Source organism: Caulobacter zeae (assembly GCF_002858925.1).
Taxonomy (GTDB): domain Bacteria; phylum Pseudomonadota; class Alphaproteobacteria; order Caulobacterales; family Caulobacteraceae; genus Caulobacter; species Caulobacter zeae.
Map to the genome: position 1 here is coordinate 80,911 of NZ_PJRS01000009.1, position 13,478 is coordinate 94,388.

Annotated in this window: 15 protein-coding genes; 6 read left to right on the forward strand and 9 right to left on the reverse strand. The window is 68.8% G+C overall.

Annotated features, from left to right (window positions below; all coding sequences use genetic code 11):
* Positions 1 to 4: 4 nt before the first annotated feature.
* A complete protein-coding gene (locus tag SGCZBJ_RS02950) occupies positions 5 to 1,813 on the reverse strand; it encodes a vWA domain-containing protein (RefSeq protein WP_101716537.1) in 1,809 nt (602 codons plus the stop codon).
* Positions 1,814 to 1,885: 72 nt separating this feature from the next.
* Positions 1,886 to 2,668 (reverse strand): Coq4 family protein, encoded by a 783-nt coding sequence (locus SGCZBJ_RS02955; protein ID WP_101716538.1) that lies wholly within the window; start codon positions 2,666 to 2,668, stop codon positions 1,886 to 1,888.
* A gap of 91 nt (positions 2,669 to 2,759) precedes the next feature.
* On the opposite strand from SGCZBJ_RS02955, the gene SGCZBJ_RS02960 reads away from it, so the two are divergent.
* Entirely contained in the window at positions 2,760 to 2,969 is a 210-nt protein-coding gene (locus tag SGCZBJ_RS02960) for a ribbon-helix-helix domain-containing protein (protein ID WP_101716539.1), read from the forward strand.
* A gap of 43 nt (positions 2,970 to 3,012) precedes the next feature.
* Here the strand turns inward: SGCZBJ_RS02960 and SGCZBJ_RS02965 are convergent, their stop codons facing one another.
* Both SGCZBJ_RS02965 and SGCZBJ_RS02970 read right to left on the reverse strand, forming a co-directional pair.
* Complete coding sequence (locus tag SGCZBJ_RS02965) at positions 3,013 to 3,249, reverse strand: hypothetical protein (protein WP_101716540.1); 237 nt, start codon at positions 3,247 to 3,249, stop codon at positions 3,013 to 3,015.
* Positions 3,250 to 3,264: 15 nt separating this feature from the next.
* Complete coding sequence (locus SGCZBJ_RS02970) at positions 3,265 to 3,471, reverse strand: hypothetical protein (protein ID WP_101716541.1); 207 nt, start codon at positions 3,469 to 3,471, stop codon at positions 3,265 to 3,267.
* Between the two features lie 133 nt (positions 3,472 to 3,604).
* Between SGCZBJ_RS02970 and SGCZBJ_RS02975 the strand changes: the two genes are divergently transcribed.
* The 5 genes from SGCZBJ_RS02975 to SGCZBJ_RS02995 all read left to right on the forward strand — a co-directional run bounded on the left by SGCZBJ_RS02975 (position 3,605) and on the right by SGCZBJ_RS02995 (position 7,994).
* The gene (locus SGCZBJ_RS02975) at positions 3,605 to 4,000 is read left to right on the forward strand and encodes a hypothetical protein (protein WP_133149170.1); all 396 of its coding nucleotides are present in this window, start codon (positions 3,605 to 3,607) and stop codon (positions 3,998 to 4,000) included.
* The gene (locus SGCZBJ_RS02980) at positions 3,997 to 4,767 is read left to right on the forward strand and encodes a hypothetical protein (RefSeq protein WP_101716543.1); all 771 of its coding nucleotides are present in this window, start codon (positions 3,997 to 3,999) and stop codon (positions 4,765 to 4,767) included. The genes SGCZBJ_RS02975 and SGCZBJ_RS02980 overlap by 4 nt, the downstream gene beginning before the upstream one ends.
* 12 nt (positions 4,768 to 4,779) lie before the next feature.
* Positions 4,780 to 4,992, forward strand: a complete 213-nt coding sequence (locus SGCZBJ_RS02985; RefSeq protein ID WP_101716544.1) for a hypothetical protein — start codon at positions 4,780 to 4,782, stop codon at positions 4,990 to 4,992.
* 66 nt (positions 4,993 to 5,058) lie between these two features.
* Positions 5,059 to 7,476 carry a DUF3553 domain-containing protein gene (locus SGCZBJ_RS02990; protein WP_101716545.1) on the forward strand — a complete coding sequence of 806 codons (2,418 nt, stop codon included), beginning with the start codon at positions 5,059 to 5,061 and terminating at the stop codon, positions 7,474 to 7,476.
* Positions 7,476 to 7,994: an MOSC domain-containing protein gene (locus tag SGCZBJ_RS02995; protein ID WP_101716546.1), complete on the forward strand. Its 519-nt coding sequence runs from the start codon at positions 7,476 to 7,478 to the stop codon at positions 7,992 to 7,994. The genes SGCZBJ_RS02990 and SGCZBJ_RS02995 overlap by 1 nt, the downstream gene beginning before the upstream one ends.
* A gap of 8 nt (positions 7,995 to 8,002) precedes the next feature.
* On the opposite strand, the gene SGCZBJ_RS03000 is transcribed toward SGCZBJ_RS02995, so the two are convergent.
* The 5 genes from SGCZBJ_RS03000 to SGCZBJ_RS03020 form a co-directional block, all read right to left on the reverse strand.
* The gene (locus SGCZBJ_RS03000) at positions 8,003 to 8,896 is read right to left on the reverse strand and encodes a hypothetical protein (protein WP_101716547.1); all 894 of its coding nucleotides are present in this window, start codon (positions 8,894 to 8,896) and stop codon (positions 8,003 to 8,005) included.
* 95 nt (positions 8,897 to 8,991) lie between these two features.
* Entirely contained in the window at positions 8,992 to 10,119 is a 1,128-nt protein-coding gene (locus SGCZBJ_RS03005) for a PepSY-associated TM helix domain-containing protein (protein ID WP_101716548.1), read from the reverse strand.
* On the reverse strand, positions 10,119 to 12,290 hold the full coding sequence (locus SGCZBJ_RS03010; protein WP_205685308.1) for a TonB-dependent receptor: 2,172 nt from the start codon (positions 12,288 to 12,290) through the stop codon (positions 10,119 to 10,121). The genes SGCZBJ_RS03005 and SGCZBJ_RS03010 overlap by 1 nt, the downstream gene beginning before the upstream one ends.
* Positions 12,291 to 12,369: 79 nt before the next feature.
* Positions 12,370 to 12,777, reverse strand: coding sequence for a VOC family protein (locus tag SGCZBJ_RS03015; RefSeq protein ID WP_101716550.1), 408 nt, complete (start codon positions 12,775 to 12,777; stop codon positions 12,370 to 12,372).
* A 93-nt stretch (positions 12,778 to 12,870) separates the two neighbouring features.
* The gene (locus tag SGCZBJ_RS03020; protein ID WP_276308916.1) at positions 12,871 to 13,425 is read right to left on the reverse strand and encodes a sugar O-acetyltransferase; all 555 of its coding nucleotides are present in this window, start codon (positions 13,423 to 13,425) and stop codon (positions 12,871 to 12,873) included.
* Positions 13,426 to 13,478 lie beyond the last annotated feature (53 nt).

Here is a 13,478-nt window from a genome sequence, read left to right on the forward strand (position 1 = left end):
GCCTTTAGCCCACTGACGCGGTCGCCACCGGCTGGGGCGCGCGCCTCAGCACCAGCCGCAGATCCAGCGCCTTGTGGGTCAGCACCAGGGCGTCGCTGTCGGCCAGGCGATAGTCGAACACCAGCTCGGAATCCTCCAGCGACAGCTGGGTGTCGTTGACCAGGTAGGTTTCCGGCGGATCCTCCGCGAAGGTCCCGCCCTTGCGGCGCTCGACGGTCAGGTCCTCGTCGCCGAAGGTCAGGCGGTCGCCGCGCTTGAGGTCGATCTGGCCGTCGCCCTCGATCCTGGCGATCGTCCAGGCGCCCACCAGGCCGGCGGGACCGAGGGCCGGCACCTCGCCGGCATGGCCCGACAGCAGGGCCGTGCGGGTCAACAGCTGGCCGACCAGCTTGCGCTCGGGCGCCAGCTTGGGATCGGTCTCTCCCCGCAGCCGCTCGTCGAACCGCCTGAGCGTCTGGTAGGCCCCCTCCTCGTCGCTGTCTTCGTGATAGAGGGTGGCCACCTTGTGCAGCGACTGGAACTCGTCGATCAGCAGGTGACCCAGGCGCAGACCGGCCGAAGGGGCCTGGGTCGGCGCGGCCACCGCCAGCTGCTGGGCATGGCTGGCCCCGCCGCGATCGACATAGGCCAAGTCGACGTCCAGCAGCTTCTCACCCGCCGCCAGGGCAGGCTCCGGCAGATAGGTCGCGCCCTCGGCCTTGGCCAGGCCGATCATGAGCCCGCCGCCCTCGGTGGACAGGAAGGCCGTCGGCACCGAGATCGACACCGCTCCATCGTCGCCGCGCTTGAGGCCGTCCTCAGGCACGCCGTAGACGCCGGTGATCCGGTAGCCGGGCCGCGCCTTGACGCTGAGGTTCAGGTCGTAGGCCAACTCCGAAACCATGGTGTCGAGCTTGCCGGTGAACACCGCCTTGATGTCGCTCTCGTCGCGCAGAAAGAACAGGTTGCCGCCGCGAACGCTGGAAATCTCGGTGGCCAGCGGCGCGTCGAACTGTTCGCCGACGCCGATGGTGGTCAGCCCGATCCCGCGCCGCGAGGCCTCCCAGGCCATGCCCATGAAGCTGTCGGCGTCGGTCGCGCCGACATTGGGCTGCTCGTCGGTGAACAGCATCACCCGCGTGACGCCCTTGAAGCCCGCCTGGCTGGCGAAGGCGGTGTCGTAGCCGACCCGCAAGCCTTCCTCCATGTTGGTCGAGCCCTCGCTCTCGATGGCGTCGATGGCCCTGCGGATAACCGCCTTGCCGCCGGCCACGGCCGTCGGCTCCAGGTGGCGGTGCGAGCGGTCGCCATAGAGCACGATGCTGAACTGGTCCCCCGGACGCAGTTGGTCGAGGATCTGCCGCAGGCTCTGGCGGACCTGGTCCAGCGGCTCGCCGTCCATGGAGCCCGACTTGTCGACCACAGCCACCAGGTTCAGCGGCTCGCGCTTCCAGGTCGCCGCGTCGATGCTGGAGTTGAAGCCCACGCCCACCAGGATCTTGTCGGCAGGCGACAACGGCAGGTTGGCGCGCATCGCCTCGCCGGTGACGCAAAGCACCCGCGCACAGGCCTCGCCGGGGATCTGCAGGTCGTAGCCGCCCATCAGCCCCTCGGGCGTCAGGGTGTCGGGCATCGGGATCTGGCCGGCCTCGGACTGCCCGCGGAAGTGGTTGATGTCCTGAGCGCCGCCCTGGCGCACCCGCATGCCGGTGACGACGACCATCTCGTCGATGATGGGCTCGTCATCCGGGGGCGGCTGAACCTGGGACCAGGCCGGGACCGAAACCAGCGCCAACGCCAGGACGGAGGCGGCGGACCAAAGGCGACGCGACATCGAAACCTCCCGTTTTGATTGCAGGAAGGCTAACGCCGCGCGCTCAGCGAGAACAAGCGAAATTGCTAAGGTTCAGGCGGCCCGCTGGTAGTGCTCGCGCAGGTCCTGCGGAATGGCCTGGTAGGTGTCCGGAGGCTGGATCCCCAGACTGCGACGCGCCTCGTCCAGCGGCATGGCGAACAGGGCCGGATAGTCGACCTCGGGCAGCCAGGCGGCCTTGCGGCCCGCACGCCAGGCCTCGCGCACGGCCTTGCCGTAGGGCTGGCCATCCTTGAGGCGGCGGAACTCCTGGGCCCCGGCGAGGGCGATCAGCGCGAAACCCAGGCTGCGGGTCTGGGCATAGGAGAAGGCCACCACGCAGACCTCGCCCAGCGCGTCGGTGCCATAGCCGGTCAGCACGTGCCAGACGTCGTGCACGTCGCGCAGGCGGCGGGCGTACCACAGCAGCGGATGGGCCGCGTCCATGTCGGCGTCGGCGACCTTGCGGCTCTCCTCGGCCAGGCCTTCGGCGGTCAGGCCGCGCGGGGCGATGAAGTCGCGATAGGCCGCGCCCACCGTCCCCGGCTGGAACTGAGCCAGCCAGGCCGCGTCCGACAGCCAGTCGGCGAATTCCTCGCGGCGATAGGCGATCGCCCCGCCTTGCGGCGTCTTCAGCAGCCGGGCATAGCCGTTCGGGATCGCACGGCCCGACAGGGCCCGCATGACCTCGAACACCTGGGCCGTGTCTTCCTTGTCGGCGATCAACCGACGGACGGCGCGAAACGCCCGCAAAGGCTGCAGACGGAAGCTCGCATCGCGGGCGCCCAGCGGAGGACGCGCGGAAGTAGCGTCAAGGACTTGCGCGGCTGTGCTCATCAGGCATGCTCCCGGCGTGGCGTCACTAAAGATGACACACCGTCATTTTTAATCAAGAGCCGAACCGTCGTTCCGCCGGAGAGTTGCGCCGATGGGCAGTTTGAAGAAGCGATCGGTGAACCTGGCGGGCCACGCCACCTCGCTGGCCCTCGAGCCCGAGTTCTGGGCGGCGCTAGACCGCATCGCCAAGCAGGACGCCGTCAGCATAGCCGCCCTGATCCAGCGCATCGACGTGGGTCGCGGCGAGCGTCCGCTGGCCTCGGCCTGCCGCGTGTACGCCTTGCAGCGGGCGGGAGGCTAGCCTTTAGGAACCTCCCCCTCTGGGAGAGGTTCACTATGCGCCCCTACCCCGGCCGCGGAACCGGCGACGGCAGCGGCTCGGGGTTGGGCGTCGGCATGGTCGGCAGCGCCAGGTCAGGTAGTCTCAGGTCGGCGATGTCCGGCCGCACGACCAGCAGGCCCGAACGCCAGACGGCGTAGACCAGCAGGGCAACAAGAACCAGAACCGCCAGCAGCGCGGCGCCGCTCCATGCCCCCTCATGATGGGCGCCTTCATGATGATGTCCGTGATGGCGAGCCATGCCCGCCTCCTTTCGTCAGCCCGGCGACTTCGGCGCTTCGGGCGCCTTGGGCGCGTCCGGCAGCTTCGGCGCGGTCGCGGTGATGTCGACATCCACCGACTTCTTCTGGGTGAAGCCGCCGGAGAACATCATGAAGGCCAGCACCGCGACGACGACCACCAGGGCGCCGACGATAAAGGCCAGCCCGCCGGCGCCCCCGCCCGATTTGGATTCTTCCGCCATGATTTTCCTCGCTTTTCTCTGGTGTCCCGACTGGTCAAACGGACCTCGCCGGACAGGGGTTCCAGGCCGACACGAAGGCGAAAACCAAAACAACCTTGACGGTATAGCGCCAATGGCTCAGCTTTAAATAACCATGTTATCCAAGCCTGCCTGGCGCGAGCTCTGGCCGCTCGTTCTCGTTTCGGCCACGGCGGCCGGTTGCGCGTCGGTCGACACCAGCCACGTCGTGGTTGGGCGCTATTTCGGAATGGTCGAGGTTCGCGCCGAACCGCCCGCCGGCGAAGACGGCCAGACGATCGGCCGTACGAAGGTGCGCACGCTTGGCGGCTGGGTCGACCTGTCGCCGCGCGGCGGTCGGCTTGAAAGCCTGGGCGCGGGATGGCGGAGCAGCGCGCGGCTCGCCATTCCGGCGGACTGCCGGCTGGTGGTGGTGGTGCGGACCGACGCCCAACTGGCCTCGGTCAAGGCGTTGCTGGACGCCGATTTGGTGTCGAAGGGGGAAAGATGCGCCGTCAAGGAAGAGGATTGAGCCTCGCTGTTCTGCTCGCGGTCGGCCTGGGGCTGAGCGCCTGCGCCCACAACGACGTGCTGGTGTTCGGCACCGACACCAAGCTCGGGCTCGACGTCGAAACGGGGGCCGCGCAGGGCGCCAGCCCCTCGGTGACCATCGGCTACAAGCGCCAGGAAGCGGTGTGGATGCCGTTGTTTGTAAACGGCGAGGACAGCCGCTATGCGCCGGCGGCGCAGAGACAGCCTGTCCAGGGCCAGGGTGCGAACGTCGGCGGCGGCGGGGAAACCGGAAACGGCGCCGCCAACCCGGCGCTGACCCCCGATCCGGAGATGAAATACCAGTCCGTCCAGGGCGACCGCCGCGACGCCTATTCGGTCTTCGCCAGCCTGGGCGCCGACATAAAGGGCGACGCGCCGAAGGGGCAGGGCTCAATGGGCCTGGCGCAGTTCTTCGCCACCGGCGGCGCGGCGATCAACATCACGCAGAACAAGGCGCTGGTCACCGCCCTGAAGATCGAAAGCGCCGAGGGCGCCGAGCAACAATCGGCGGCCGTGGCCGCGGCCGCCGGCGACCCGGCGATCATCGCCGCCGCCGGCGTGACGCGCACCGAGGCCGGCAAAGCCGCTGATTGCGTGTCCAAGAGGGGCACAAACGACATCGCCGCAAAGGTGAACGCCGCCCATCCCGGCGATCCCGACATCGCGGACTTGAATGCGGAAAACGCCCGACAACTGCTGACCAACAACAGCCGGCTGCGCGCTCGCGTGCTAGCCGTCTGCAACTGAGGGAACAAGGCCATGGCCAAGGTGCTCGCCGTCGAAATCTGCTACACGGAAAAGGATGCGACGGACTCCAAGACCTATTGGACGGCGCTGGGATATTCCCTGAAGCAGAGCTTCACCCCTCCCTATGCCGACATCGCCATCTACGAGCGCAAGAACGGCGAACAGAAGCAGCTGGATGAAAAGTTCGGCGGCAAGCAGCCGGTCATGCTGGTGTTCGAGGCCTAGCTCGCAGCCCTCGCAGAACCGATCGCGGGGCTTAAGCCGGAGGAAGTTTGTGCTACATATGTTCCCATGTCTTCCGGTTACGACTCGACCGACCCGTTCGGCGACCTTCCCGCTCCGCGCATCTCCGACCTCGCCCGTCCGCAGGCTCCCAGCGGCGGCGGGCCCGCGCCCGACTACCTGAGCGGGCTCAACACCGAACAGCACGAAGCCGTCGTCACCACCGAGGGCCCGGTCCTGGTGCTGGCCGGCGCCGGCACCGGCAAGACCCGGGTGCTGACCACGCGCCTGGCGCACATCCTCGCCACCGGCCGCGCCCGGCCCTGGGAGATCCTGGCCGTCACCTTCACCAACAAGGCCGCGCGCGAGATGCGCGAGCGGATCACCCACATCATCGGTCCGGAAGCCGAAGGCCTGCGCTGGCTGGGCACCTTCCACTCGGTGGCCGCCCAGATCCTGCGCCGCCACGCCGAGCTGGTGGGGCTGAAGTCGAACTACACGATCATCGACACCGACGATAACGAGCGCCTGCTCAAACAGCTGATCGAGGCGGCGAACATCGACGCCAAGCGCTGGACGCCGCGCATCCTGTCGGGCCTGATCGACGCCTGGAAGAACCGCGGATGGACGCCCGACAAGGTGCCGCCCTCGGAAGCCGGCGAGTTCGCCAACGGCGAGGGCATCAGCCTCTATCGCCAGTACCAGGAGCGGCTGCGCATCCTCAACGCCTGCGATTTCGGCGACCTCCTGCTGCACAACATCACGATCTTCACCGGCAATCCGGACGTGCTCGCCGACTTCCAGCGGCGCTTCCAGTACGTGATGGTCGACGAGTACCAGGACACCAACGTCGCCCAGTACCTGTGGCTGCGCCTCTTGGCCCAGGGCCGCCAGAACGTCTGCTGCGTGGGCGACGACGACCAGTCGATCTACGGCTGGCGCGGGGCGGAGGTCGACAACATCCTGCGCTTCGAGCGCGACTTCCCCGGCGCCAAGGTCGTGCGGCTGGAGCGTAACTATCGCTCGACCGAACATATTCTGGCGGCCGCCTCGACCCTGATCACCGCCAACAAGGGGCGCCTGGGCAAGACCCTGTGGACCGACGAGACCGGCGGCGAAAAGGTCAAGGTTTCGGGCGTCTGGGACGGCGAGGCCGAAAGCCGAATGGTCGCCGACGAGATCGAGAAGGCCAAGCGCGCGGGCCGTCGCTACAACCAGATGGCCATCCTGGTGCGGGCCAGCTTCCAGATGCGCGCCTTCGAAGAGCGCTTCGTGATGCTGCAGATCCCCTACAAGGTGGTCGGCGGCCCGCGCTTCTTCGAACGGGCGGAAATCCGCGACGCCCACGCCTATCTGCGCCTGATCCAGTCGCCCGACGACGACCTTGCCTTCGAGCGCATCGTCAACACGCCCAAGCGCGGCATCGGCGACACCAGCGTGCAGAAGCTGCTGCAGATCGCCCGCGTCGAGGGGATCTCCACCGTCGAGGCCGCCCGGGTGATCATCGGCAGCGACGACCTGCCGGCCCGCACGCGTACGGCGCTGTCCAACTTCATCCGCGACCTCGACCGCTGGCGCGCCCAGATCGGGAACATGCACCACCAGCGGGTGCTGGAGATGGTGCTGGAGGAGAGCGGCTACACCGACGCCCTGCGCCTGGACAAAGGCCCGCAGAGCCAGACGCGCCTGGAAAACCTCAAGGAACTGGTCCAGTCGATGGGTCAGTTCGACAGCCTGGAGGCCTATCTGGAGCACGTGTCGCTGGTCATGGACCTCGACCGCGAGGCCACCGGCGACGCCGTCTGGATCATGACCCTGCACTCGGCCAAGGGTCTGGAGTTCCCGCTGGTGTTCCTGCCCGGCTGGGAGGAAGGCGTGTTCCCCAGCCAGCGCAGCATGGACGACAAGGGCGAGAAGGGCCTCGAGGAAGAGCGGCGGCTGGCCTATGTGGGCATCACCCGCGCCCGCGAGGAGGCCCGCATCAGCTTCGTTGCCAACCGGCAGGTCTACGGCCGCTGGACCAGCCAGCTGCCCAGCCGTTTCGTCGACGAACTGCCGCTGGAGCACGTCGATGCCGGTTCGGAGACCGGCTACTACGGCGGCGGTCCCGGCATGCAGCAGACGGTCTCTTCGCGCTGGGACGATCCCGGCGTCAGCGCCTTCCAGAGCGGCAGCTACGACAGCCCCGGCTGGAAGCGGGCCCAGGACCGGGTGCAGCAATCGGCCCGCGGCTTCGCCGAAAAGGGCGGCGGCCACGCGGCCTGGCGCGGCGGCGGCTCGGCGGCGCGAGCCAAGCCGATCGAGGGCGAAGGCCGGCTGGTGGCGGTCTCGGCCCCCACCAACAGCGCCTACAGCCGCGGCGACCGGGTGTTCCACGTCAAGTTCGGCTACGGCCAGGTGGCCTCGATCGAGGGCAACAAGCTGACCGTCAATTTCGACAAGGCCGGCGAGAAGAAGGTCATCGACAGCTTCGTCGAGAAGGCCTGATGGCGGCGGGGGCCAAGCGCGGGATCAATCCCGACAGCCCCCTCGCCCGGCTGATCGCCGGCCCGATGCGGCCGGGCCGCCTCGTCTGGATCGGCCTGCGCCCGGCCCGCCGCGCGGCCCTGGTCTCCGTCGAGCGCGCGCAGATCACCGTCGAGGCCGGCCTCGTGGGCGACCACTATACCGGCCGCCCTGGTGGTCCGCGCCAGGTGACCCTGATCCAGGCCGAGGACCTGGCCGCCATCGCCGGCTTCCTGGGCCGCGACGACCCCGTCTCCCCGTTCGACCTGCGCCGCAACCTGGTGGTCACGGGCATCAACCTCCTGGGCCTGTCCGACAAGCGCTTCCGGATCGGCTGCGCGCTGCTGGAAGCCACCGGCGGCTGCCACCCATGCAGCCGCATGAACGAGATCCTCGGCGAAGGCGGCTACAACGCCGTCCGCGGCCGCGGCGGCCTGACCGCCCGGGTCATCGAAGGCGGCGAGATCGTGGTGGGGGATGCGGTGGCGGTGGAGGGCTGAGCCCTGCCCTACCTCAGGCCACGCATGGCTCGGTCTAGGTTGTTGGGATCGTTGGCCACGACGCCGGTGCTGTATTGCGTCGGCCGGCCCGTGGAGTCGTAGACGGTCGACGACACGCCGGGGCCGAACTCGGTCATTTTGCGATTGTCGACGTTCTCGCCGGCCACCTGGATCTTGCCGCTGGCGTCGCGATCCTGCCAGGTCCCCTGCAAGGTGGTGGCTGGCTCGTTCGGCCCCACATCGACATTGACCTCGAAGCCGGCGCCGGCCGGGCCCTTGTCGACGCCAATGGCGATGCCGACGCGGTTGACGTCGCCGTCCAGGCCGGGCGTGTGGCTGTAGGTCCCCGAGAACAGGCCGCCCAGCGGCGCGCTGACCGAGACCGTGCCATCGCGCAGGCTGGTCGATACCGGCCCCATGCCGACCGTCGCGTCCCAGGTCCCCGACAGGCCGGCCGGCCCGCCGAACTCTACCCCTACCATGCCGCCAGCCGCTCCCAGCTGGCCGGTGAAGCCTGCCTGGAAGCCCTCCCAGGCGCGGGGCGACATGTCGGGAGCCTGCGTGAACTTGTCGGTGAAGGTGGCGGCGGCCAGGTCCTGCTCGAACTGGGCCTGCTGCAAGGGGCCCAGCTTGTCGACCACCGCGTCGATCACGGCGGCCCGCACATCCACCGGCGTGGCGGCCACGGCCTGCGCCAAGGCCTGGGTGTCGACGCTGCAGACGGCGCCCAGCGTGCTGACCGCGTCGGCGACCATGGCTTCGGCGGTCTTCTCAGCGGCAGTGCGGCCTGCATCCATGGCGTCGCGCGCGGCTTCGGCCCGGTCGGCGCTGGTGGTCCCGTTCGCGCCGGAAACCCCGCCCACGCCCGAAGCGCCACCGTTGTCGTTGGAATTGTCGGCCATGAACGGACGCCTTTCACTGGAGGGGTCCGTCATCCTGAAAGCGGTGATCGCCGGCCGAAACTGGGGAAAACCCTAGCCTCGCCGGCGTCCCTGCATCAGGCGGGCTCAGGCGCCGGCTGCTTCTTGGGCGCGGCGGCCGCAGCCTTCTTCTTCCGCCGCTTGGGCAGCCCCGACGGATTGCCCCAGAAGGTCACCACCGCCAGCGTGCCCAGCAGCGTCAGGGCCAGGCCCGACACCGTCATGACCAGCCGATAGGCAAGTCCCCCGACCTTGGCCGCGTGCAGCGGGAAGTCGGCATTGGTGATGCGTGAGCCCAGCGGCATGCCTTGCGCGTCGCGCGAGGCGACCATCTTGCCGGTGGCCGGATCGAACCAGGCCATGGTGCGGCCGTTGGGCAGCCACTCGGCCTGCTGGCGCAGGCGGATCGCGACCAGGCCGCCGGTCTTGGCCGGCAGGCCGATGGTGCGCACCTCCGCGCCCGGGAAGCGGGCCTGGGCCTGGCCGATCACCTTGCCCCAATCGAGGTCGGCGGCCAGCTTGCCGCCCTTGATCTTCGGCGCGGCCGAAGCCTTGTCCATCGCCGCCGGAGCCGTGAACGGCGCGCGCAGGGCCTGGGAGAACCATTTCAGGTTCATGGTCGCGCCCGTCGTCAGCGACAGGATCAGCAGCGGCGCCACCAGCACCCCGAGGTCGCGATGGTGGTGGACGACGGCCGCCCGCTTCATCATCCGCGGCCAGGCCCGCAGGTGGAACATCCGCCGGGTCGGCCACCACAGGATCAGGCCGGTGACCACGAAGGCCAGGCCCGCCAGGCCGGCGATCCCGCCGACGATGTCGCCCACGTCGCCGGCGAACAGGTGGTGGTGCAGGTCGAACAGCCAGATCTCGGGCCGGGCCCAGTTGCTGGTCCAGGCCTGGACGATGGCGCCGTCCTGGTCGGCATAGGCGCCCTTCTGCGTCTCGCCGGGATAGGACAGCTTGTGCAGCCCCTTGCGCTCGGTCGCCAGCACGATCGAGCGCGGACGCTCCTGCGCGGCGAAGATCCGCGTCGCGGCGGCCGCCAGGGTCGCCGTATCCTGCCGCTGGGCGTCGGCGGCGTGGGGCACGGTGGCGCGCAGGAAGGCGTCCTCGTGCACCAGCAGCGCGCCGGTCAGCCCCAGCACCGCCAGCAGAAGGCCGATCAGACCGCCCGACCAGCGGTGCAGGAGCCGCAGGATCTTCATCAGAAGCGCGCCGTCCAGCCGAGCGTCGCGGTGCGGCCGCGGCCGGCGTAGAACTTGTCCTTGGCCGGGGCGACGGTGTCGGAGTTGTAGGTGATGTATTGCTTGTTGAGCAGGTTCAGCACCCCCAGCGACAGGTCGCCCACCGGCAGCTGATAGCGGACGAAGGCGTCGGCCAGGGTGTAGCCGTCGAAGTCGTCCTTCACCAGGGCGTTGCCCATGTTGCGTTGCAAATAGGCCCGCACCTGCAGGCGCAGGGCCCACTTGCCCGTGGCGTAGTCGGCCGCCAGGTTGATGCGGTCGGGCGAGATGTTGGCGCCGTCGAGATCGGTGTCCAGGCCGCCGTCGCCGTTGGCGTCGGTCTGGCCGCGCAGGCGGGCGTAGCCGGCCGACAGGTCCAGGCCCTCGACCGAGGTCTTGGTCTTCACATTGATCTCGAGACCTTCGATGGCGACCTTCTGGCGCTGCACGTCGAAGATGCCGCCCGAGTTCTTGACCAGCAGTTGGCCCAGCTTCGACGACGACCAGAAATAGGCGACGCTGGCGTCGATCGGGCCACGCTTCCACTCGCCGCCGATCTCGCGGTTGTTCGACACGATCGGCTCGATGCTGAGATAGGTGTCGACATCGACGTTGGCGACATTGATCGACCGCAGGATCCGGCCGACGTCCGGCACGGTGTAGCCCTCGGCGTAGCTGGCGTAGAGGCGCAGGCCCGAGGCCGGCTCGAACACCACCCCGCCGTTGGCCAGGGTCGCCTTGAAGTCGGGATTGCCGCCGGCCACCTTGCGCGAGCCGTACGAGGCCAGGGTCTCGAAGTCGTCGACCTTCAGCTCGACGTTCTCGAAGCGTACGCCGCCGGCCAGGCGCAGCTTGCCGTCGAGCAGCGCGTAGTTGCCCTGGATGAACGGCGCGACGCTCTGGAACTTGGTCGGCGGCACCCAGGCGCGGCCGGTGGCGATCAGCATCTGCTCGGTACGGTCGCTCATGGCGTCGAGGCCGACCGTGGCGGTCAGGTTCTCGATGCCCGGCGCCTGGCGCTCGTAGTTCATCCGCGCGCCCAGCTTGCGCGAGCGGTTCGTCGACTGGTCGAACAGCGTGCCCGTGGGCGCGATGCGCACGTCCTGGAAGGTGGCGCTGATGTCACCGCCGAAGGTGTCGCGCGAGCGGTTGTAGAAGACCTGGGCGGTGAAATCGCCACCCAGCAGGTCGCTGTCGCTCAGTTGCGCCGACACGGTCTCGACGCGGTTTGCCGCCGGCACGCCGGGCACGTCGCCGTGGATCGAGGTGGTCGGCAGACGCCTGGCGCGGTTGCCGTCGGTGACCGCCGGGGCCGTGCCGGTGATCGTCACGTAGTCGCCGTCGCCCTTAAGCTCGAAGCGGTTGGCGACCACGTCGAGGCGGACGGTGTCGTTCAGCTGCCAGCCCAGGCGGCCGAAGAACGACAGGGCCTTTGAGTCCTGGACGTCGCCCTGGGTGTTGTCCATGCCGATGCGGCGGCCGTTGGCGTCGTAGAAGGCGCCGCGCTTTTCCCAGGCCACGCCGGCCGTGGCGTCGAAAGCGCCCTGGCGCCAGGCCACCAGGCCGCCGACCTTTGCGCCGATGCTGTCGCCCATGTCGTGGCCGATGGTGGTCTGGGTCAGGACCTTGCCCGTGACGCCGTCGCGCTTGGGCGGGCCGACCGTCACCTGGTTGACCACGCCGCCGGTGGCGCCGATGCCCTGCAGGGCGTTCGAGCCATAGATCAGCTCGACGCGGTCGATGAAGAACGGGTCGATGGTGTAGCCGTCGCGCGAGCCGTCGCGGATCGGCGTCGACTGCGGGATGCCGTTGATGGCGAACAGCGGCGAGCGGCCGCGCAGGCTTTCGCCCGAACCCGACAGCTTCTCGCGGGTCGGCGAGAACGAAGCCGACAGGTTGGAGATGGCGTCGACCACCGAGCCGCTGACGGCCAGTTGCTGGTCCAGCGCCTGGCTGTCGATCACGTCCACCGTCAGCGGCAGGGCCGTGACCGGCAGCTTGGTGCGGGCGGCGGTGACGACCACGCGCTCGACGTCGTCGGCCTGGCCCTGGGGGGCCTGGGCGTGGGCGGCGGCGCCCGTCGAGAGCGCCGCCAGGCTGAGCGTCGAGAACAGGGCGCGCCGAGCGGCGGCGCGCGAGAAACGGAGTCGCATGACCATCCCCAGAAAAGAGACGGCGGCTATAGGCGCACCTGCGACTGAGTTTCAATCCTGAAATCTGTCCGACAGGCGATCAGCCGCCCTGCTGCATGGCGGCCATGTCCATGTACATCAGCTCCCAGACGTGGCCGTCGGGGTCCTGGAAGCTGGCGCCGTACATCGGGCCCATGTCCATGATCGGCTTCCAGGCCTTGCCGCCGTTGGCCAGGGCCTTGGCCAGAAGGTCGTCGACCTCCTGGCGGCTTTCCGCCGACAGGCAGGTCAGCACCTCGGTGGCGGCATGGGCGTCGCTGATCTCGCCGGTGATGAACTGGCGGAACTTGTCGTGGGTCAGCAGCATCACGAAGATCGTCTCGGACACCACCACGCAGGCGGCGGTCTCGTCACTGAACTGCGGATTGATCGAGAAGCCCAGGGCCTCGAAGAAGGCCTTGGAACGGTCGAGGTCGGCGACCGGCAGGTTGACGAAGATCATGCGCATTGTGGCGGCTCCCTAGTGTTTGGTTGTCGGGCCAAGGACGCTGGCCGCGGCACCGTCCCGACACCCTGTCCGAACTTTTTGTCGGGCTTTCTGTCAGGCCTTCACGCGGGCCGGATTGCCGACCGCCGTGGCGCCGACCGGAACGTCGCGGGTCACCACCGCGCCGGCCCCGATCACCGCGCCGTCGCCGATGGTGACGCCCGGGACGATGATCGCCCCGCCGCCGATCCAGACGTCCTTGCCGATGACCACCGGCCGGCCGAACTCCAGCCCGGTCTTGCGGGTCTCGAGGTCGCGCGGATGGTCGGCGGCGAAGATCTTCACGTGCGGCCCGATCATCGTGCGGTCGCCGATGGTCACGGCCACCACGTCGAGGATCACACAGCCGAAGTTCATGAACACCCCGTCGCCCAGGGTGATGTTGTAGCCGTAGTCGCAATGGAACGGCGCGCGGATGTTGGCGCCCTTGCCGACGCTGGCGAACCGCTCGGCCAGCAGCGCCTGGCGCTGGGCGATGGTCTGGCCCGGGGTGTTATAGCGCTCCATCCAGGCCAGGGCCTGCTCCTGGTCGGCGACGATCTCGGCGTCCATCGGATCATAGAGACCACCGGCCAGCATGCGCTCTTTGTGGGTGCGATTGTCGGTCAAGCCGGTCTCCATGGGCGATACGAGCCCGGATTGGACCCGGGGCCGCCTGCAAA